At 62.8% G+C, this 20,279-nt stretch carries 20 protein-coding genes and 1 pseudogene; 8 read left to right on the top strand and 13 right to left on the bottom strand.

Features of this window, described 5'->3' with window-relative positions; all coding sequences use genetic code 11:
- Positions 1 to 29 precede the first annotated feature (29 nt).
- The 4 genes and pseudogenes from aguB (at position 30) to AC56DI_RS15615 (ending at position 3,520) form a co-directional block, all read left to right on the top strand.
- Positions 30 to 911, top strand: a complete 882-nt coding sequence (gene aguB, locus AC56DI_RS15630; RefSeq protein WP_496346973.1) for an N-carbamoylputrescine amidase — start codon at positions 30 to 32, stop codon at positions 909 to 911.
- A gap of 68 nt (positions 912 to 979) precedes the next feature.
- Entirely contained in the window at positions 980 to 2,086 is a 1,107-nt protein-coding gene (gene aguA / locus AC56DI_RS15625; protein WP_496346972.1) for an agmatine deiminase, read from the top strand.
- 117 nt (positions 2,087 to 2,203) lie between these two features.
- Positions 2,204 to 2,980: pseudogene (locus AC56DI_RS15620) on the top strand (PAS domain-containing protein); the annotation flags it as partial.
- The gene (locus AC56DI_RS15615; RefSeq protein WP_496347529.1) at positions 2,975 to 3,520 is read left to right on the top strand and encodes a methyl-accepting chemotaxis protein; all 546 of its coding nucleotides are present in this window, start codon (positions 2,975 to 2,977) and stop codon (positions 3,518 to 3,520) included. The pseudogene AC56DI_RS15620 and the gene AC56DI_RS15615, both read left to right, overlap by 6 nt.
- A gap of 68 nt (positions 3,521 to 3,588) precedes the next feature.
- Here the strand turns inward: AC56DI_RS15615 and AC56DI_RS15610 are convergent, their stop codons facing one another.
- The 6 genes from AC56DI_RS15610 to glnK form a co-directional block, all read right to left on the bottom strand.
- A complete protein-coding gene (locus AC56DI_RS15610; protein WP_496346971.1) occupies positions 3,589 to 4,008 on the bottom strand; it encodes a DUF6691 family protein in 420 nt (139 codons plus the stop codon).
- 2 nt (positions 4,009 to 4,010) lie between these two features.
- Positions 4,011 to 4,445 (bottom strand): YeeE/YedE family protein, encoded by a 435-nt coding sequence (locus tag AC56DI_RS15605; protein WP_496346970.1) that lies wholly within the window; start codon positions 4,443 to 4,445, stop codon positions 4,011 to 4,013.
- The gene (locus tag AC56DI_RS15600; RefSeq protein ID WP_496346969.1) at positions 4,442 to 4,765 is read right to left on the bottom strand and encodes an ArsR/SmtB family transcription factor; all 324 of its coding nucleotides are present in this window, start codon (positions 4,763 to 4,765) and stop codon (positions 4,442 to 4,444) included. Before AC56DI_RS15600 ends, AC56DI_RS15605 begins: the two co-directional genes overlap by 4 nt.
- A gap of 170 nt (positions 4,766 to 4,935) precedes the next feature.
- On the bottom strand, positions 4,936 to 5,268 hold the full coding sequence (gene sutA / locus AC56DI_RS15595) for a dormancy-specific transcriptional regulator SutA (protein ID WP_324518959.1): 333 nt from the start codon (positions 5,266 to 5,268) through the stop codon (positions 4,936 to 4,938).
- Positions 5,269 to 5,504: 236 nt separating this feature from the next.
- Positions 5,505 to 6,821, bottom strand: coding sequence for an ammonium transporter (locus AC56DI_RS15590; RefSeq protein WP_496346968.1), 1,317 nt, complete (start codon positions 6,819 to 6,821; stop codon positions 5,505 to 5,507).
- A 39-nt stretch (positions 6,822 to 6,860) separates the two neighbouring features.
- On the bottom strand, positions 6,861 to 7,199 hold the full coding sequence (gene glnK, locus AC56DI_RS15585; RefSeq protein WP_021700071.1) for a P-II family nitrogen regulator: 339 nt from the start codon (positions 7,197 to 7,199) through the stop codon (positions 6,861 to 6,863).
- Positions 7,200 to 7,605: 406 nt separating this feature from the next.
- On the opposite strand from glnK, the gene AC56DI_RS15580 reads away from it, so the two are divergent.
- Both AC56DI_RS15580 and AC56DI_RS15575 read left to right on the top strand, forming a co-directional pair.
- Positions 7,606 to 7,881, top strand: coding sequence for an accessory factor UbiK family protein (locus AC56DI_RS15580; protein ID WP_324518961.1), 276 nt, complete (start codon positions 7,606 to 7,608; stop codon positions 7,879 to 7,881).
- Positions 7,882 to 7,920: 39 nt separating this feature from the next.
- Entirely contained in the window at positions 7,921 to 9,420 is a 1,500-nt protein-coding gene (locus AC56DI_RS15575; protein ID WP_496346967.1) for a YifB family Mg chelatase-like AAA ATPase, read from the top strand.
- A 6-nt stretch (positions 9,421 to 9,426) separates the two neighbouring features.
- Here the strand turns inward: AC56DI_RS15575 and AC56DI_RS15570 are convergent, their stop codons facing one another.
- Complete coding sequence (locus AC56DI_RS15570; RefSeq protein WP_496346966.1) at positions 9,427 to 10,341, bottom strand: LysR substrate-binding domain-containing protein; 915 nt, start codon at positions 10,339 to 10,341, stop codon at positions 9,427 to 9,429.
- 127 nt (positions 10,342 to 10,468) lie between these two features.
- Here AC56DI_RS15570 and AC56DI_RS15565 point away from each other — a divergent pair, with 127 nt between their 5' ends.
- The gene (locus tag AC56DI_RS15565) at positions 10,469 to 11,854 is read left to right on the top strand and encodes a NorM family multidrug efflux MATE transporter (RefSeq protein ID WP_496346965.1); all 1,386 of its coding nucleotides are present in this window, start codon (positions 10,469 to 10,471) and stop codon (positions 11,852 to 11,854) included.
- 33 nt (positions 11,855 to 11,887) lie between these two features.
- Here AC56DI_RS15565 and AC56DI_RS15560 read toward each other — a convergent pair whose 3' ends face one another.
- A complete protein-coding gene (locus AC56DI_RS15560) occupies positions 11,888 to 13,558 on the bottom strand; it encodes a putative bifunctional diguanylate cyclase/phosphodiesterase (protein WP_496346964.1) in 1,671 nt (556 codons plus the stop codon).
- Between the two features lie 275 nt (positions 13,559 to 13,833).
- Here AC56DI_RS15560 and rep point away from each other — a divergent pair, with 275 nt between their 5' ends.
- Positions 13,834 to 15,843 (top strand): DNA helicase Rep, encoded by a 2,010-nt coding sequence (gene rep, locus AC56DI_RS15555; RefSeq protein WP_496346963.1) that lies wholly within the window; start codon positions 13,834 to 13,836, stop codon positions 15,841 to 15,843.
- A gap of 217 nt (positions 15,844 to 16,060) precedes the next feature.
- Here the strand turns inward: rep and AC56DI_RS15550 are convergent, their stop codons facing one another.
- The 5 genes from AC56DI_RS15550 to dadA all read right to left on the bottom strand — a co-directional run bounded on the left by AC56DI_RS15550 (position 16,061) and on the right by dadA (position 20,127).
- Entirely contained in the window at positions 16,061 to 16,513 is a 453-nt protein-coding gene (locus tag AC56DI_RS15550) for a c-type cytochrome (RefSeq protein ID WP_496346962.1), read from the bottom strand.
- Positions 16,514 to 16,668: 155 nt separating this feature from the next.
- Positions 16,669 to 17,217, bottom strand: coding sequence for a cupin domain-containing protein (locus AC56DI_RS15545; RefSeq protein WP_324518968.1), 549 nt, complete (start codon positions 17,215 to 17,217; stop codon positions 16,669 to 16,671).
- A 101-nt stretch (positions 17,218 to 17,318) separates the two neighbouring features.
- Positions 17,319 to 18,392 carry an alanine racemase gene (gene alr / locus AC56DI_RS15540; RefSeq protein ID WP_496346961.1) on the bottom strand — a complete coding sequence of 358 codons (1,074 nt, stop codon included), beginning with the start codon at positions 18,390 to 18,392 and terminating at the stop codon, positions 17,319 to 17,321.
- 111 nt (positions 18,393 to 18,503) lie between these two features.
- On the bottom strand, positions 18,504 to 18,854 hold the full coding sequence (locus tag AC56DI_RS15535) for a RidA family protein (protein ID WP_496346960.1): 351 nt from the start codon (positions 18,852 to 18,854) through the stop codon (positions 18,504 to 18,506).
- Positions 18,829 to 20,127, bottom strand: coding sequence for a D-amino acid dehydrogenase (gene dadA, locus AC56DI_RS15530; RefSeq protein WP_496346959.1), 1,299 nt, complete (start codon positions 20,125 to 20,127; stop codon positions 18,829 to 18,831). Before dadA ends, AC56DI_RS15535 begins: the two co-directional genes overlap by 26 nt.
- Positions 20,128 to 20,279 lie beyond the last annotated feature (152 nt).

Raw genomic sequence — 20,279 nt, 5'->3', positions numbered from 1 at the left:
CTGCTCAATCATCATCTGCGAGGTGCTGCATGTCCCGTATCGTTTCTGTCGCCGCGACCCAAATGGCCTGTTCCTGGGATCGCGCCGCGAATATCGCCAACGCCGAGAAGCTGGTGCGCCAAGCCGCCGCTAAAGGCGCACAGATCATTCTGATTCAGGAGTTGTTCGAGACTCCGTACTTCTGCCAGAAGCCCAACGCCGACTACACCCAGCTGGCCACTACGGTCGAAACTAACGCCGCCATCGCGCACTTCCAGCAGGTCGCCAAAGAGCTGCAAGTGGTGTTGCCGATCAGCTTCTTCGAACTGGCCGGGCGCGCGCGCTTCAACAGCATTGCCATCATCGATGCCGACGGCAGCAACCTTGGCACCTACCGCAAGAGCCACATCCCGGACGGTCCGGGCTACCACGAGAAGTACTACTTCAACCCGGGCGACACCGGCTTCAAGGTGTGGGACACCCGCTACGCCAAGATCGGCGTAGGCATCTGCTGGGACCAATGGTTCCCAGAGTGCGCGCGCAGCATGGCGCTGCTCGGCGCGGAAATCCTCTTCTACCCGACCGCTATCGGCAGCGAACCCCATGATCCGGGCATCACCTCCCGCGACCACTGGCAGCGCGTGCAGCAAGGCCATGCCGGCGCCAACCTAATGCCGCTGGTCGCCGCCAACCGCATTGGCAAGGAAGAGCAGGACGACTTCGACATCACCTTCTACGGCTCATCGTTTATCGCCGACCAGTTCGGCAAAAAGGTTGAAGAGTTGAACGAGACTGAAGAAGGCGTCCTGGTGCACAGCTTCGACCTTACCGCGCTGGAAAAGGTACGTACTGCCTGGGGCACCTTCCGTGATCGCCGGCCAAACCTGTACGGCGCCATCGCCACCCTCGATGGCTTGCTCAAATCCGAGTAAGCGCGTTATTTGTAGGATGGCTTGAGCGCATCGCCCCATCCGACCCTGCTCCCTGTTTTGGTGACCCTATGACCACTCTGACCAGCACCCCTAGCGCCGATGGTTTTCATATGCCGGCGGAATGGGCTCCCCACAGCCAGACCTGGATGGTTTGGCCGCAGCGCCCGGATAACTGGCGCCTCGGCGGCAAGCCGGCGCAGGCCGCCTTCACGGCTGTGGCCAAGGCTATTGCCGAGTTCGAGCCAGTGACCATCGGCGTGTCCGCCGAGCAATATGAGAACGCCTGCGCGCGCCTCGACCAGGCCAATATCCGCGTGGTGGAAATCACCAGCGATGACGCCTGGGTACGCGACACCGGGCCGACCTTCGTCATCAACAATCAGGGCGACGTGCGCGGCGTCGACTGGACCTTCAACGCCTGGGGCGGCTTCGACGGCGGCCTGTACTGGCCATGGCTGCGTGACGACCAGGTCGCGCGCAAGATCCTCGAAATCGAACGCTACCCGCGCTACCGCACCGAGGGCTTCGTGCTCGAAGGCGGCGCGATCCACGTCGATGGCGAAGGCACACTGCTGACCACCGAAGAATGCCTGCTCAACCAGAACCGCAACCCGCAGCTGTCGCGGGCCGACATCGAAGCCCAGCTGCGCAGCCACCTGGGCATCGACCGGGTGATCTGGCTGCCGAACGGCCTGTTCAACGACGAGACCGACGGCCACGTCGACAACTTCTGCTGCTTCGTGCGCCCCGGTGAAGTGCTGCTGGCCTGGACCGACGATCCGCACAACCCCAACTACGAGCGCTGCCAGGCGGCGCTGCGGGTACTGGAAAGCGTGCGCGACGCCAAAGAGCGCCAACTGGTCGTGCACAAGATGCCGATTCCCGGCCCGCTGTATGCAACCGAGGAAGAATGCGCGGGCGTCGACCCGGTAGACGGCAGCCAGGAACGCAGCCCCCATGTACGCCTGGCCGGCTCCTACATCAATTTCCTGATCGTCAACGGCGGCATCATTGCGCCCAAGTTCGACGACTCCATGGACACCGAAGCAGAAGCCATTCTCCAGCGCCTGTTCCCCAACCACCGCGTGGTGATGGTCCCAGGCCGCGAGATCCTCCTCGGCGGCGGCAACATCCACTGCATCACCCAGCAACAACCGGCGCCGCAACAACGCTAAACAATCGGCGGCCGAGGCGCCTCGGCCGCTGCTCAAGTTTGCTGGCCGCTCGGCGATAACAGTTGAAAGCGACTAGGCTGAATAAGCCTTATAAAAATTTCGACTGCCGAGACCGCCATGTTCAATTCCCGCCTCAAACAAGAACTTGCGCACTGCCAACAGCAATTTAGTGACGCCTCCGCCACCCTGGCAGCGCTCGGCCGTTCAATGGCGCTTATCGAGTTCAAACCCGACGGCACCATCCTCGACGCCAACAACAATTTCCTGAGCTTGATGGGCTATACCCTGGAAGAAGTGCGCGGCCAGCATCACCGCCTATTTTGCGAACAAGGGCTCAGCAACAGCCGTGAATACACCGAGTTCTGGCGCCGCTTGGCGTCCGGCGAGTTCGTCAGTGAGCGCTTTTTGCGCCGCGACAAACACGGTCGGGAAATCTGGCTGGAGGCCAGCTATAACCCGGTTCTCAGCGCCAGCGGCCAGGTCGATAAAGTGGTCAAAATCGCCTCGGATATCAGTGCTCAGGTGCGCATGGAGCAGGAACAAAATAGTCTGATCAATGCCATCAACCGCTCCATGGCCGTGATCGAATTCAACCTGCAGGGCGAGGTACTGACGGCCAACGACAACTTCCTCAGCACCATGGGCTATCGCCTTGAGGATATCCGCGGCAAACACCACAGGCTCTTCTGCAACCGCGAAGACGCCGACTCCGCCGCCTACAAAAGCTTCTGGGCACAATTGAATCGCGGCGAGTTCGTTTCCGGGCGCTTCCAGCGCGTCGGCCGCAACGGCCAACCCATCTGGCTACGCGCCACCTACAACCCGGTTTTCGATGCCCACGGAAAGTTATACAAAGTGGTCAAATTTGCCACTGACGTCACCGAACAGGTGCTGCAACAAGAAGCCGAAAGCCGCGCGGCGCGTATCGCCTACGACACCGCTCTGCAAACCGACGCCACGGCCCAACAGGGTGCCCAGGTGGTGCAACAAACGGTCGAAATCATGCAAGGCATCGCTGGCGAGCTGAACCGCGCTGCCGAAGGCATCAGCGCCGTCAGCGAGCAGTCGGAAATGATCAGCAGCATCGTACAAACCATCCGCGGCATCGCCGAGCAAACCAACTTGCTGGCGCTCAACGCCGCCATTGAAGCTGCCCGTGCCGGTGAGCAGGGCCGCGGCTTTGCCGTGGTCGCCGACGAGGTGCGCAGCCTGGCAGGACGGACCAGTCAAGCCACGGTGGAGATTGTCGAGGTGGTACGTCGCAACCATGAACTGGCCCAAGGCGCGGTCAGCAGCATGGACGCCAGCAAGGACAAAGCCGAACAAGGCGTAAGCCTGGCCAATGAGGCCGGCGCCGTCATTCTGGAAATCCAGGAAGGTGCACGCCGCGTGGTTGAGGCCATCAGTCAGTTCACCGCGACCCTCGAGCAATAGCGCCCGACAGCACGCCTAGCCGACGGCCGTGATGGGCCTGAGTGCGGCGTAGCCACTGCGGCGCTGTTTTAGCCGCGTGAGCGGCGCTCCAGCACCTCGAACAACGCCATGCCAGCCAGCATGGCGGCGACAAACAGCAACACCTGCCAATGACCGGTAAGCAGTATCGCTACTGCCGGTCCCGGACAGATGCCGGCAATGCCCCAACCGATACCAAACAGCAGGCTGCCGCCGATCAGGCGACGATCCAGCTCACGCTTGACCGGCAACTGCATCGGCGCGCCCAGCAAGGAGTGCGAACGGCGCTTGGCCCAAGTCAGGGGCAACAGAGCCACCGCAATCGCGGCGGCCATCACCAGCGCCAGCGACGGATCCCAGGCACCGCCGAGATCGAGAAAACTCAGCACCTTGGCCGGATTGGCCATGCCCGCCAGTAACAGGCCAAGGCCGAAGATCAGCCCGGCGAAAAACGCAGTCAGCTTGCCCATGGTTACACCCCCAGGCCGTGACGGAGGACATACACCGTGGCAAAGCCACTGGCCATAAATGCCAGGGTCGCCACCAGCGAACGCGGTGACAGGCGCGAGATGCCGCACACACCATGCCCACTGGTGCAACCGGCGCCATAGCGAGTACCCACACCCACCAGCAGGCCTGCCAGCAGCAAACTCAGCCAGCCGCCCTGGAACTCGATGGCCGGCAAGGCCGCGAACACTTGCCAGAGCAGCGGTGCCTGCAGTAGACCAAGCAGGAACAACGCTTTCTCCCCCCGCCCCTCACCACCACGCGCGAGCAAGCTACCGAGCAAGCCGCTGATGCCGGCGATGCGACCGTTAAACAGCACAAACAGCGCCGCCGCCAAGCCAATCAGCGCACCACCTGCCAGCGCTGACCAGGGCGTGAAGTGCAGCCAGTCGATGGTCATTGCGCACCTCCACAAAATTGCTCATACAAGGTACTGATCACCGCCAGCGCCGCCGGGCTGCTGATCCGGTAATAGATCTGCTTGCCGTCGCGGCGCGTTTCCACCAGGCCTTCACGGCGCAGCACGGCGAGCTGTTGCGACAGAGTCGGCTGGACGATACCGAGCAAGGTTTCCAGCTCGCTGACATTGCGCTCGCCCTGAGACAGCTGGCACAGCAGCAACAGGCGATCGGGATTGGCCAGCGCCTTGAGCAACTGGCCAGCGGCACTTGCATTGGCGCGCAGCAACTCAAGGTCCGGCGCGGCGGTAGGATCAATCACGGCATGTACTCTCACGACAAACAATATACTTTTGAATATATTGTTTATTGGTGAAATGTACAGCCGAGCCGATCAACGGCCAGACACGTTCAGCTTCCAGGGCGCGAGCTCGCCAAATTGAAACCAATAAAAAAGCCCGCGACTGGCGCGGGCTTTTCGGTGCAGCGTCCTTAGATAGGGCGGCTGCCGTATTTGCTGTCGGGCTTCTTGGGTGGATCGGCCACTACGTTGGCTTCCACCTCCTGCACCTTGCCACCGCGGGAAAGGAACTCTTCCATGGCGCGGGCCAGGGCATCGCGTTCTTTCTGCTTGGCTTCGACACTGGGCAGCTCGTCGACATCGACAGCGGCCTTGGCTTTGGCTTTGCCTTTGGCGGCCGGTACGACCTCGTCGTCACCATCGCCATCGTCATCACTGACGCCATCATCGGCAGCGGCCAACTCCTCGCCTTCGTCCTCGTCGGCGCCTTCCAGCTCGTCGTGTTCCAGATCGTCGTCGCTCATGTTCCAACCTCATGACTTGCGAAAAACAAGTTAGTTATAGCCCAGACGCGCCGTCTTTCTCGCCCGTCCGGAAAAAATTCAGAAACGTCCGCTGGCCGATTGCTCAGGCACGCAGCGCGCTTACGGCGCGCATTCTAGCGTGCTGCCAGAAAAAGCAAAGACCGGCCTAACCAGTTTGTTCTCAGACAATGCAAAACGCCCGGAATATCCGGGCGTTTTGTTGTTACGCGTCAAGCTTACAGGTTGTAGCCACGCTCGTTGTGCAGCGCCAGGTCGAGACCAACAGTCTCTTCTTCGTCGCTAACCCGCAGACCCATGACCATGTCGATCACTTTGAGGATCACGTAGGTGACGATGGCGGTGTAGACCACGGTGAAGGCAACACCCTTGAACTGGGTGAAGAACTGCGCGCCGATGTCTTCCACGGTGCCGAAGCCGCCCAGTGCCGGAGCTGCGAAAATACCGGTCAGCAGTGCACCCACGATACCGCCGATACCGTGTACGCCGAAGGCGTCCAGGGAGTCGTCGTAGCCCAGCTTGCGCTTCAGGCTAGTGGCGCAGAAGAAGCAGATCACGCCAGACGACAGGCCGATGATGATGGCGCCCATCGGGCCGCAAGTACCAGCAGCCGGGGTGATAGCCACCAGACCAGCGATCACACCCGAAGCGATACCCAGTGCGCTTGGCTTACCGTGAGTCAGCCACTCGGCGAACATCCAGCCCAGTGCGGCAGCAGCGGTAGCGATCTGAGTGACCAGCATGGCCATACCGGCAGTGCCGTTGGCAGCGACGGCGGAACCGGCGTTGAAACCGAACCAGCCGACCCACAGCATGGCAGCGCCCATCAGGGTGTAGCCGAGGTTGTGCGGAGCCATCGAAGTGGTTGGGTAGCCTTTACGCTTGCCCAGCACGATGCACGCTACCAGACCGGCGATACCGGCGTTGATGTGCACCACGGTGCCGCCAGCGAAGTCCAGCACACCCCAGTCCCACAGCAGGCCGCCGTTGCCGGACCAAACCATGTGTGCGATCGGTGCGTATACCAGGGTGAACCAGATGCCCATGAACACCAACATCGCAGAGAACTTCATGCGCTCAGCGAAAGCACCCACGATCAGCGCCGGAGTGATGATGGCGAAGGTCAGCTGGAACATGATGAACACGCTTTCCGGTACGGCGTAGCTCAGGCTCGCCGGCGTTACGCCAGCCAGGAAAGCTTTCGACAGACCACCGATAAAGGAGTTGAAGTTAACCACCCCTTGTTCCATGCCGGTCACGTCGAACACCAGGCTGTAACCGTAGATAACCCACAGCAGACTGATCAGACCGGTGATGGCAAAACACTGCATCATCACCGACAGGATGTTCTTCGAACGGACCATACCGCCGTAGAACAGCGCCAGGCCGGGGATGGTCATGAACAACACCAGTACGCTGGAAATCAGCATCCACGAGGTGTCACCGGAATTCAGCACAACCTCGTCAGCCATGGCCAGACCTGGGGTTGCAAGGGACAGCAGGGCGCCAAGCCCTGCGAACTTACGCAGAGTCATAGAGTTACTCCTGGGGCGAAGGGGGTTCGGGGCTACGGCTTAAACTGCGTCAGTGCCGGTTTCGCCGGTACGGATGCGGATAGCTTGTTCCAGGTTGACCACAAAGATCTTGCCGTCACCGATTTTGCCGGTGTTGGCCGCCTTGGTGATGGCTTCAATCACGCGATCCAGCTGATCATCAGCAATGGCCACGTCGATCTTCACCTTAGGCAGAAAGTCGACCACGTATTCAGCGCCACGGTACAACTCGGTGTGGCCCTTTTGCCGACCGAAGCCTTTCACTTCAGTGACGGTGATGCCTTGCACGCCGATCTCCGACAGGGATTCGCGCACGTCGTCCAGCTTGAACGGCTTGATGATGGCAGTGACTAGTTTCATGTAACTTTCTCCTGTGTTTGGTGGACTTGCCCCAGGACCGAACCCGTAGCAAGTCTAAGCGCAGTGTCTGGCTTTGTAACGCGCCCGCCGGCCTTTGCCTGCTTTGTTCTGCGCCAACCAAGGGCTTGCGGCGAAACGCATCCGCCTATCCTGTCGCAGCGCAACTGCATCGGTGCATGCGTCGGAAGGGACTAAGCAGAAACCTTGCCAGTTCTGAAAAAACGCTTTGATTCAGTCGCTTACACAGCAAAGTAGGGGCTAGGCCGAATCACAGCCCGACAGCCATGCACGACAACAGTGCACAGCCCTCGCCCCCAGTGCGCGATAACCGTGCAGTCGTGGCCGCCCAGGATTGGTGCCAAGGCTGCGTGCTACACTGCCGGCCGACCGATATTGGAACCTCATCATGCTGCCACCCAAAGCCCTGCTCGACGTCCTCAGCACCCAGGCCGCGCGCCTGTTCAATGGCGACAGCCCATTGCCCCGTGGCGAGTTCGAAGCACAACTCAAAGTTCTGCTGCAAAGCGCCTTCAGCAAGCTCGACCTGGTCAGCCGCGACGAGTTTGATAGCCAGATGGTGGTCCTCGCCCGCACCCGCTCGCGCCTGGAAGCCCTGGAAGCCAAAGTCGCCGAACTGGAAGCCAAGCTAAGCTCTGCGGACACACGCTCTACCGCCGACTGATCAACCGATCACGGCGGGCGATCTGATCAAGGAGTGATCATGTCACTGGCCATCGTCCATAGCCGCGCCCAAGTCGGCATCGAAGCACCGGCGGTCACTGTCGAAGCCCATCTGGCCAACGGCTTGCCCTCTCTGGCGCTGGTGGGTCTGCCGGAAACGGCAGTCAAAGAGAGCAAGGATCGCGTACGCAGCGCCATCCTCAACTGCGCCTTCGACTTCCCACCACGACGCATCACGCTCAACCTGGCACCGGCCGATTTACCCAAGGATGGTGGCCGCTTCGACTTGGCGATTGCCCTGGGCATCCTCGCTGCCAGCGGGCAAATCCCCGCCACCGCCCTGGATAATCTTGAATGCCTCGGCGAGCTGGCCCTGTCCGGCGCCGTGCGCCCGATCCAGGGCGTACTGCCCGCGGCGCTCGCCGCCCGCGCAGCCGGACGCACTCTGGTGGTGCCCCTGGCCAATGCCGAGGAAGCCTGCCTGGCTTCGGGCCTGACGGTGCTGGCGGTTGAGCATCTGCTGCAACTAGCGGCCCACCTGAATGGCCAGACGCCTCTGGCGCCCTACCAACCAGCCGGCCTGCTGCGCCAAGTGCGCCCCTACCCGGACCTGGCCGAAGTGCAGGGGCAGAGCGCCGCCAAGCGGGCACTGCTGATCGCCGCTGCGGGCGCCCATAACCTGCTGTTTTCCGGCCCTCCCGGCACCGGCAAGACCCTGCTGGCCAGCCGCCTTCCGGGCTTACTGCCGCCACTCAATGAGCAGGAAGCCCTGGAAGTCGCGGCGATCCATTCGGTGGCCAGCTATGCGCCACTGGACGCCTGGCCGCAGCGACCGTTTCGCCATCCGCACCATTCGGCGTCGGGACCGGCACTGGTCGGCGGCGGTAGTCGCCCGCAGCCGGGTGAAATTACCTTGGCCCATCACGGCATTTTATTTTTGGACGAGCTCCCCGAGTTCGACCGCAAGGTGCTTGAGGTTTTACGCGAGCCCTTGGAAAGTGGCGAAATTGTGATCGCCCGCGCCCGTGACAAGGTGCGCTTTCCGGCGCGCTTCCAGCTGGTGGCGGCGATGAACCCATGCCCCTGCGGTTACCTCGGCGATCCCAGCGGCCGCTGTCGTTGCAGCGCCGAACAGATTCAGCGCTATCGCAGCAAACTGTCCGGGCCCTTGCTCGACCGCATCGATCTACACCTGCACGTCGCCCGCGAGGCCACCGCTCTGCACGCCAATCCCGACAGCGGCACCAGCAGTGCCCAGGCCGCCGCCACGGTGGCCGCCGCCCGCCAGCGGCAAGAGCAGCGTCAGGGCGGCGCCAATGCCTTTCTCGACCTCCAGCAACTGCGTCAGCACTGCGGCCTCAGCGGCGACGACCAGCACTGGCTGGAAAGCGCCTGCGAACGCCTCGGCCTGTCCCTGCGCGCCGCCCACCGCCTGCTCAAGGTCGCGCGCACCCTGGCGGACCTGGACGCCGTCGACGCGATCCAACGCAGCCATCTGGCTGAAGCCCTGCAATACCGGCCCAGCAGCCCAACAGCCTGAGGCCTGCTAGAAGCGGCTGACCGCCGGCAGGCGCATGGCCGCCACCTCCGCGAGCAAATAGTCGCGCAAACGCTGGAAGCGTTCCTGACCACGGCGCGCTTTGGGCCATACCAGGTAATAACTGCAACCGCTGAACACCGCCGTCGGCAAAGGCAGCGCCAGTCGCCCTTGTTCGACGTCCTCGGCGACCAGCAGCAGATCGCCAATCGACACGCCATAACCGCGTGCCGCGGCGACGATACCCAACTCCAGCATGTCGAACACCTGACCGCTCTTCAGCGGCACCTGCTCGCTCAGGTCCATGGCCTGCAACCACTGGCGCCAGTCACGGCGATCAGGGGTGGGGTGCAGCTGCTCGGCGGCCTGCAGGCGTGTCACGTCCCAGGCGCCGTCGGCCGCAGCCTCGGGAGCGCAGACCGGAATCAGCCACTCCTCGAACAGCTTGACGTGCTCCCAGCCCTCGGGAAACACGCCGGTGTTGAGCAACACCGCGCAGTCGTAGGGCTCACGTTCGAAGTCGACTCGATCGACGTCCATCCACGCTGCCGTCAGCTGCACCTCGATGTCTGGTTGCTGCAGACGAAAACGCGACAACCGCGCCAGCAGCCAACGCATGGTCAGGGTCGAGGGTGCCTTCAGGCGCAGCGCACCCTCCTCGCTACGCAAACTGGCGCAGGCGCTTTCCAGGGCCGCAAAGCCCTGCTGCAACCCTGGCAGCAGCAGCCGCCCCGGCTCGGTCAGGCGCAGGCCGCGGCCTTCGCGGGCAAACAGGCGGCAGCCGAAATCCACCTCCAGGGTGCGGACATGGCGGCTCACTGCACTCTGGGTGATGGCCAGCTCCTGAGCCGCCTTGGTGTAGGACAGGTGGCGGGCGGCCGCCTCAAAGGCGCGCAGGGCATAGAGCGGAGCGAGGCGGCTCATTGATGAGTAAAACTCATGACTGGCATGGCTTTTATCCTTTTGTGCCGGGGCTGGCAGGCTGCGCAGAATAGCGACTATTGCCTGCCACGGAACAGTTCTGGCGGCGCCTGAATGATGATTACCGCTTATGTCTAACAGTACCCGCCATGAACTCTCAGCCCTCCTGCGCCTGGCCGGCCCTCTGGTGGCCGCGCAACTGGCCCACGTGCTGATGGTGTTCACCGACACGGTGATGATGGGCCTGCTCGGCCCCGCCGCCCTGGCCGCCGGCGCGCTCGGCGCGGCCAGCTACAACCTGGTGTCGATCTTCTGCGTCGGGGTGATGGCGGCCGTCGGCAATCTGGTGGCGATCCGTCATGGCGCCGGCGATGGCGACGGCGTGCGGCACATGACCCAGGCCGGCATCTGGGTGGCTGCCGGCCTGGCGCTGCTGGCGGGCATCCTGCTGTGGTGGATGGCGCCGCTACTACAACTGGCCGGCCAGCAAGCCGAGAACATCAGCGGCGCCATGACGTTCCTGCACAGCCTGGTGTTCGCCCTGCCTGGCTATCTGCTGTTTATGGCCCTGCGCGGCTTCACCAGTGCCCTCGGTCGGCCCGGCCCGGTGCTGGCCATCAGCCTGGGCGGCGCCCTGCTCAACTTTGTACTCAATTACGCGCTGATCAAGGGCCTGTTCGGCCTGCCGCAAATTGGCCTGGCCGGCATCGGCCTGGTCACCGCCATCGTCATGAACGGCATGGCCCTGCTGCTGGCGCTGCATATTCGCTGGCAGCCGTTCTACCGGCCGTGGCCATTGCTGACCGGGCTGCTGCGGCCGACCCGGCGCAACCTGGCGGAAAACCTGCGCCTGGGCCTGCCGATCGGCGGTACCTATGTGGTCGAGTCCGGTTTGTTCTTCGTTGCTGCCTTGTGCATGGGCGCGCTGGGTAGCACCCAGTTGGCCGCCCACCAGATCGCCATCCAGGCGGTCTACGTGGTGTTTATGGTGCCGGTGGGGATTTCCTATGCCGCCAGCCTGCGCATCGGCAAGCACTACGGCGCCCAACGCTGGCACGCGGCACGCCAGACCGGACGCCTGGCCATCGGCCTGGGCGCGGCGTGCATGCTCGGTTTTGCCCTGCTGTTCTGGCTCGCGCCACAGTGGGTGATCGGCCTGTTCCTCGACCGCGCCGACGCCGGCAATCAGGCGATCATTGAGCTGGCCGTCAGCCTGCTGGCGATTGCCGCCTGGTTCGAGCTGTTCGACGGCCTGCAGACCATCGCCATGGGCGCCATTCGCGGCCTCAAGGACGCCCGCACCACGCTACTGGTAGGACTGTTCTGCTACTGGGGGATTGGCGCGCCGGCCGCCTGGCTACTGACCTTCACCCTCGGCTGGGGCGCCGAAGGGGTGTGGTGGGGGCTGGCCATCGGCCTGGCCAGCGCCGCCATCGGCCTGACCCTCAGTTTCGAAGCCAAGACCGCGCGCCTGTTAAGGCCGCAGTCGGCAACGGCCAAGGCCTGTCTGTTGTAGGTTGGGTTGCGGAGCACCAACAAGCGCTCGCCGTCAGGACGACAAGCCGGCCAATAGCGCCTGATGCCGGCCGAACACCAGAAAGCGCGCCAATTCGCTGAGTGGCAGCGGCTTGCTGATCAGGTAGCCCTGCACCTGGTCGCAACCAAACTGACGCAGCAAGGCCAATTGCTCGGGCGTCTCCACGCCCTCGGCGACCACCTGCAGATGGAGGTTGTGGCCCAGGTTGATCATCGCCTGCACCAACCGATAGCTGGCCGGCTCCGCCCCCATGCCGCCGACAAAGCTCTTGTCGACCTTGAGCAGGGTGATCGGCAGATTGTTCAGGTGCACGAACGAGGAGAAACCCGTGCCGAAGTCATCCAGGGAGAAGCGCACCCCCAACTGACCGAGCCCCGCCATGGTCTGCTGCACCTGATCGCTGCGGCGCATCACCGCGGTTTCGGTGAGCTCGAACTCTAGCCAATGAGCCTCGACGCCCCGATCGGCAATCAACCGGGTGAGGGTCGGCAATAACTGGCTGTCCTGAAACTGGCGAAACGACAGATTGACCGCCATGTGCAGGGCCGGCAGACCACGCCCGCGCAGCCACTGCATGTCGCGCAAGGCGCGGGCAATCACCCAGTAGCCAAGCGGCACGATCAGGCCGCTCTCTTCCGCCAGTGGAATAAATTCATCCGGGGTCAGCAGCCCACGCTCGGCATGTCGCCAGCGCACCAAGGCTTCCAAGCCCACCACATCACCGCTTTGCAGACACAGCCGCGGCTGGTAATGCAGCTCCAGCTCATCGCGGCGCAGGGCACGGCGCAGCTCGCCTTCGAGGTCGGCACGGCTGCGCGCGCCGCGGCTGTGCCGCTCGTCATACACACTGAAATTGCAGCCCTGAGTGTGCTTGGCCTGCTGCATGGCGATGTGTGCATGCCACATCAACAGGTCGGCACTGACGCCCTCGCTGGCCTCAGCCAAACCCAGGCTGCAGCCGATCAACAAGCTCTCGCCATCGACCCAATAGGGCTCGGCCAAGGCCTCGGTGATCTGCCCGACGATGCGCAGCGCACGCCCCGGATCGCGGCGAATATCCAACAGCAGGGCGAACTCATCACTGCCCAGGCGCGCCAGTTGATCGCAGGCCTCCAGCTCGCCTTTAAGGCGCGCCACTACTTGCAGGATCAGGTGGTCACCGGCCTGGTAGCCGAGGGTGTCATTGGCGTGGCGAAAGTTGTCCAGGTCCAGGTGTGCCATGGCCAGGCCACGGCCAGCGAACTCGCTCAGGCGGGCACGCAACAGGGTATGAAAACCCTGGCGGTTAGCGATGGCGGTCAGTGGGTCCTGTTCTGTCAGGCGCTGCACGGTGCTCTGTAACAGCCCGTGCTTGCCCACATAGCGCAGGCAGCGGCGCAACACATCGCTGGTCAAGCTGCTGCGCACCAGCCAGTCAATCACGCCGGCGGGAGCCTCGACGGGCTCCTGCTCCAGCAGCAACACAGTCGGCAAACGACAGCGCCCAGGGGCCGGCAAGCTCGCTGGGGTACTCAGCAACAGGCCATGTTCCTGTTCATCGAACAGGCTGCAAGCGGCCTCCCAGGAGGGTGCGGTAATCAATGCGGCGGGATTGCCAAGCGCCTGCAGGCAATCGCGCAACAGCGACGACCATTCAGTTTCGGCCAACAGGACTAACCGCAAGGGTTCAACAAGCGCGGACAAACAACCTCCCCAGGTAAGCGTTGTGACAGCCCCCCTGGCTTATCTGCGCCGTTATCGGCGTCATTCTCGTTGCGCATCCCTACGCTGCGGGCCAGAGCTTGCGGCAAAGCGCCAGGCGGAGCAACCGCCGTCAATCGGCACCAACGTACTTATTGCGCGCAAAGCGCCAACCACTGCGCAATCCGGGCGATTGCCCGGCAATGGCCCAGTGGCTCCTGCTGGCCCCGCGAGCCTGTTAAAATGCCCGCCCTTCTTTTCCCGAGCCAGAACCCACGATGTCCCGACTCAATCCCCGGCAGCAAGAAGCCGTGAACTACGTCGGCGGCCCGCTTCTGGTGCTCGCTGGCGCCGGCTCCGGCAAAACCAGCGTGATCACCCGCAAGATCGCCTACCTGGTGCAGCAGTGCGGCATCCGCGCCCAGCACATCGTCGCCATGACCTTTACCAACAAGGCCGCGCGGGAAATGAAAGAGCGCGTCAGCAGCCTGCTCAAGGGCCCCGAGGCGCGCGGCCTGACGGTGTCGACCTTCCACAACCTGGGGATGAACATCATCCGCAAGGAATACGCGGCGCTGGGCTACAAGCCGGGCTTCTCGATTTTCGATGAAGGCGATATCAAGGCCCTGCTCAGCGACATCATGCAGAAGGAATACGCCGGCGACGACGGCACCGATGAGGTGAAGAACTACATCGGCAGCTGGAAGAACGACCTGATCCTGCCCGAGGAGGCCCTGGCCAACGCGCGCAATCCCAAGGAGCAGACCGCCGCCATCGTTTACCTGCATTACCAGCGCACGCTCAAGGCGTATAACGCGGTGGACTTCGACGACCTGATCCTGATGCCGGTGAAGCTGTTTCAGGACAACCCCGACATCCTGGAAAAATGGCAGAACCGCATCCGCTACCTGCTGGTCGACGAATACCAGGACACCAACGCCAGCCAGTACCTGCTGGTGAAGTTGCTGGTCGGCATGCGCAACCAGTTCACCGTGGTCGGCGACGATGACCAGTCGATCTATGCCTGGCGCGGCGCGCGGCCGGAAAACCTGATGCTGCTGAAAGACGACTACCCGTCGCTGAAGGTGGTGATGCTGGAGCAGAACTACCGCTCCACCAGCCGCATCCTCAAATGCGCCAACACCCTGATCGCCAACAACCCCCACGCCTTCGAAAAGCAGCTGTGGAGCGAGATGGGCGTGGGCGACGAGATCCGCGTGATCCGCTGCCGCAACGAAGACGCCGAGTGCGAGCGGGTGGCCTTGGAAATTCTCACCGAACACCTGCGCACCGAACGTCCGTACAGCGACTACGCGATCCTCTACCGCGGCAACTACCAGGCCAAGCTGATGGAGCTGAAGTTGCAGCACCATCAGATTCCCTATCGCCTCAGCGGCGGCACCAGCTTCTTCGCCCGCCAGGAGGTGAAGGACCTGATGAGTTACTTCCGCCTGCTGGTCAACCCGGACGACGACAACGCCTTCCTGCGGGTGATCAACGTGCCGCGCCGCGAAATCGGCTCCACGACCCTGGAAAAGCTCGGCAACTACGCCACCGGGCGCAAGATCAGCATGTACAACGCCAGCGACGAAGTCGGCCTCGGCGAGCACCTCGACAGCCGCTACAGCGAACGCCTGCAGCGCTTCAAGCGCTGGATGGACGGCGTGCGTCGGCAATGCGCCGAGAACGATCCGATCGCCGCGCTGCGCAGCATGGTGATGGACATCGATTACGAGAACTGGCTACGGCAGAACGCTTCCAACGACAAGGTTGCCGACGCGCGCATGGGCAACGTGTGGTTCCTCATCGAGGCGCTGAAGAACACCCTGGAGAAAGACGAAGACGGTGACATGACCATCGAGGACGCCATCGGCAAGCTGGTGCTGCGCGACATGCTAGAACGCCAACAGGAAGAAGAAGACGGCGCCGAGGGCGTGCAGATGATGACCCTGCACGCCTCCAAGGGCCTGGAATATCCCTCTGTGTACATCCTTGGCATGGAGGAGGAAATCCTCCCGCACCGCTCCAGCATCGAGGCCGATACCGTTGAGGAAGAACGGCGCCTGGCCTACGTCGGCATCACCCGCGCCAAGCGCAACCTGACCATGACCTTTGCCGCCAAGCGCAAGCAATACGGGGAAATCATCGAGTGCAGTCCCAGCCGCTTCCTCGATGAGCTGCCGCCTGAAGACTTAGTCTGGGAGGGACAGGAAGATGCCCCACCCGAGGTCAAAGCCGCCACCGGCAACTCGGCCCTGGCCAATATGCGCGCCTTACTAAAAAAATAACCGGGAGCTATTTTTAACGTCGCTTGCGACGGCCCGCAGGGTGGCCGCCAGGGATGGCAGGCCATAAAAATAGACTGATCGCGTAGCCCGGATGCAATCCGGGGAACCGTCCCGGACTGCATCCGGGCTACCTCCTCCCCCCCCCCGCAGCCGCACCCACAAACTGCAGGCACAAAAAAACCGCCCGAAGGCGGTTTTTTTGTCTGTCGCAGCGCTATTACAGGCCGGACATCTTCTTGATTGCGCCTTTCAGCTCGTCATCCGAGCAGGTGGCGCAGGTGCCTTTCGGCGGCATGGCGTTGATGCCGGCAATCGCCGACTTCAGCAGGCCGTCAACACCGCCCTTGGCGCTGGCGCGGGTTTTCCAGGCTGCCCCGTCACCGATTTTCGGTGCACCGAGCACGCCAGCGGTGTGGCAAGCGCCACAGTACTTGGCAACCACGTCGTCAGCCGACATGGCCGCGCCGCCAGCAGCAACTGCAACGGCGCCAACGCCTTTGCATTCTTGGCCGCTTACGCAGACCTGGCCAACCGGCTGCAGGCGCTCAGCGATTTCGGCGTACTTGGCCGATTTTGGCGAAAGTTCTTCGACGGTCGCGGCCTGAGCGCTAACCGCCCACAGGGCCAATACGGCAACAGGTGCCGCCAGGAGTTTCTTGATCAGGTTCACTCGTACACCCTCATCGTGGCTAGTCAGGCCCGCGGCCACGGGTTTCGCGGGCGGCGGGAGTATAACGGTTCATCCGCGGCACCGAAACAACCCAAGATGTCGCAGGGTTATTTTCCTGGCAACCGCACTAGACGGCTGCCAGGACGCCAGCCGGCTTAGAAGTTCGCCGGCGTGGTCGCACTGATCAGCCGCGCCGGCTGGTCGAAGGGATTGCGGAAACGGTGCGGCTTGGTGCTTTCGAAATAGTAGCTGTCGCCACTTTCGAGAATGAAGATTTCGCTGCCCACGGTCAGCTCCAGACGGCCTTCCACCAGCACGCCGGCCTCTTCGCCTTCGTGATTGAGCATCTCGTCGCCAGTGTCGGCGCCCGGCGGGTAGGTCTCGTCGAGGAACGACAAGGCGCGCACCTGGTGCGGCGTGCCGACCAGCTTCATGCTCACCGAACCACTGGAAAGGTCGATCAGCTCATCGGCCTTGTAGACAATCTGGGGGCTGCTGTCTTGCTCAAATTCAATGGAGAAAAACTCCACCAGGGACATGGGAATACCGGCCAGAACCTTTTTCAATGAACTGATCGAAGGGCTTACGCTGTTCTTCTCAATCATTGAAATGGTGCTGTTGGTGACCCCTGCCCGTTTGGCGAGTTCACGCTGGGAAAGACCCTTGCTTTTGCGAATCGACTGCAGCCGAACACCGACGTCCAATGTTGGAGTACCTCTGGGAATTTGAGCGGAAAGTGGCCGTATCATGGCAACAGTGTTCAGTATTTACAACACTGTTGCTCCAGTTTCTCCCGCCCGCGTCCCTACTGCCCGGAATAGAGGCGTGGCACCCGGCGCAAATTGCAAAATATCTGGTAGGGAATGGTCTGCGCCTGGGCCGCCACGTCGCTGGCCAGCACCTGCGCGCCCCATAATTCGACCCGGCTGCCGAGGCCGGTTTGCGGCAGATCGGTAAGGTCGACGGTGAGCATGTCCATCGACACCCGGCCGATGATTCGTGTCAGTTGGCCATCCACCGCCACCGGCGTGCCGGTCGGTGCGTGACGCGGGTAGCCGTCGGCATAACCCATGGCGACCACGCCGACGCGGGTCGGCCGTTCGGCAACAAAACGCGCGGCATAGCCCACAGGCTCACCGACCGGCAGCTCACGCACGCCGATGATCTTCGATTGCAGGGTCATCACCGGTTTGAGTTGCGCGGCCAGCGCCTGTGTTTGCTCGAAGGGCGTGGCGCCATACAGCATGATGCCAGGGCGCACCCAGTCGCTTGGCACCTGCGGCCAACCGAGGATCGCCGGTGAGTTGCGCAGGCTGACCTCGGCCTGCAAACCCTCACGGGCGGTATTGAACACCGCCAGTTGCTCCTCGGTACGCGCGCAGTCCAGCTCGTCGGCGCGGGCGAAGTGGCTCATCAGCACAATCTTGTCGGCCTTGCCGCTGGCCTGCAGGCGCTGGTAGGCGGCCTGATATTGCTCGGGAAACAGGCCAACCCGGTGCATGCCGGAGTCCAGCTTCAGCCAGACCTGCAGCGGTCGGCTCAGGCGCGCCTGCTCGATAGCGTCCAGCTGCCACAGCGAATGCACCACGCACCAGAGTTGGTGCTGGTCGATCAGCGCCAGCTCGCTGGCCTCGAAAAAGCCTTCCAACAGCAAGATCGGCTGAGTGATGCCCGCCGCGCGCAACTCCAGCGCCTCTTCGATACAGGCCACAGCAAAACCGTCAGCTTCGGCCTGCAGTGCCTGGGCACAGAGCACCGCGCCATGCCCGTAGGCATCCGCCTTGACCACCGCCAGGGCCTTGCCGCCCGAGCACTGGCGGGCCAGCTGGTAGTTGTGACGCAAGGCGGCGAGATCAATCAGGGCTTGGGCGGGACGCATGGAATTCTCGGTTTGAGTAAATGGCCGCGCGCCAGCAGTGCGCAACCAGAGGAACAAATGTCGGCAGGCAGAAAAAAGGCCCGGCGCAAAACGCCGAGCCCCTGACAAACGTCAGCGCTGCGCGGCCACCACCATCATCTCGACCAGCACGCGCGGGTCGTAGAGTTTGGCTTCAACACAGGCACGGCCCGGTGCGGCGCCCTCGGCGACCCAGGCATCCCACACCGCATTCATCGCGGCGTAGTCAGCCATGTCCTTGAGGTAGATGGTCAACGACAGGATGTGTGCCTTGTCGCTACCAGCCTCGGCCAGCAGACGGTCGATGTTGGCCAGGGTCTGCCGGGTTTGCTCGGCGATGTCACCGGCGTAATCGTCCGCCAACTGCCCCGCCAGGTAGACGGTGCCGTTATGGATGACGATTTCGCTGTAACGCTTCTCAGTGTGCAGGCGCTGGATGGGCATGCTTGTGGCTCTCTTTGGCAGTGCTGTAGCGAGAAATATCCAGGCCTTCGGCGCTGATCTGCGGGCGCTTTTTCGCCATCAGATCGGCCAGCAAGCGGCCCGAGCCGCAGGCCATGGTCCAGCCCAGCGTGCCGTGGCCGGTATTCAGAAACAAGTTACGGAAACGGGTGGCACCGACAATCGGCGTGCCGTCCGGGGTGGCCGGACGCAGGCCGGTCCAGAACTCGGCGCGGGTCAGATCGCCGCCCTGGGGGTAGAGATCACTGGTGATCATTTCCAGGGTCTCGCGCCGACGCGGGTTGAGGCTCAGGTCGAAACCGGCGATTTCCGCCATGCCACCCACACGGATGCGGTTGTCGAAACGGGTGATGGCGACCTTGTAGGTTTCGTCGAGAATGGTCGAGGTCGGTGCCATCGCCGCATTGGTGATCGGCACGGTCAGCGAGTAGCCTTTCAGCGGGTACACCGGCGCTTTGATGCCCAACGGCTTGAGCAGCTGCGGCGAGTAGCTGCCCAGCGCCAGCACGTAGTGATCGGCCTGCTCCAGCTTGCCGTCGATCCACACACCGTTGATGCGGTCACCGACGGCATCGAGGCGCTGGATGTTCTGCCCAAAGCGGAACTGCACGCCCAACTGCTTGGCCATTTCAGCCAGCTTCTGGGTGAACATCTGGCAATCGCCCGTCTGGTCGTTGGGCAGGCGCAGCGCGCCGGCCAGCTTGTCGGTGACGGCGGCCAGGGCCGGCTCCACGCGGGCGATGCCGGCGCGGTCGAGCAATTCATAGGGCACGCCAGATTGCTGCAATACGGCGATGTCCTTGGCGGCGCCATCCAGCTGCGCCTGGGTGCGGAACAGCTGGGTGGTGCCCAGGGTACGACCCTCGTAGCTGATGCCGGTTTCGGCGCGCAGCTCGTCCAGGCAATCGCGGCTGTACTCGGACAGGCGCACCATGCGCTCCTTGTTCACCGCGTAACGGCTGGCGGTGCAGTTGCGCAGCATCTGCGCCATCCACAGGTACTGGCCGATATCGCCGGTGGCCTTGATCGCCAGCGGCGCGTGCTTTTGCAGCAGCCACTTGATCGCCTTCAGCGGGATGCCCGGTGCTGCCCACGGCGAGGCGTAGCCTGGCGACACCTGGCCGGCGTTGGCAAAGCTGGTTTCCAGGGCGGGACCGTCCTGGCGATCCACCACCACCACTTCAAAGCCGGCACGGGCCAGGTAATACGCACTGGCGGTACCGATCACACCGCTACCAAGCACCATTACTCGCATGTTCGTTGTCCTCTGGGTGACATCGTCGCAGCCGCCTGACGGCCTGGCCGCAGACGTTTGTTATTCTGAGCGTAGATGGCGCGCAGTATAAAAAGCCAATGCCAGTGAAACTCACTGTTTAAACGGCTATATTTGGCTATAAACACCGGCAA

This window comes from Pseudomonas sp. BGA-UO-ETr-WB11 (assembly GCF_059567785.1).
The sequence above is the reverse complement of the archived record's forward strand: the minus strand, read 5'-3'. Positions and strand labels throughout refer to the sequence as shown.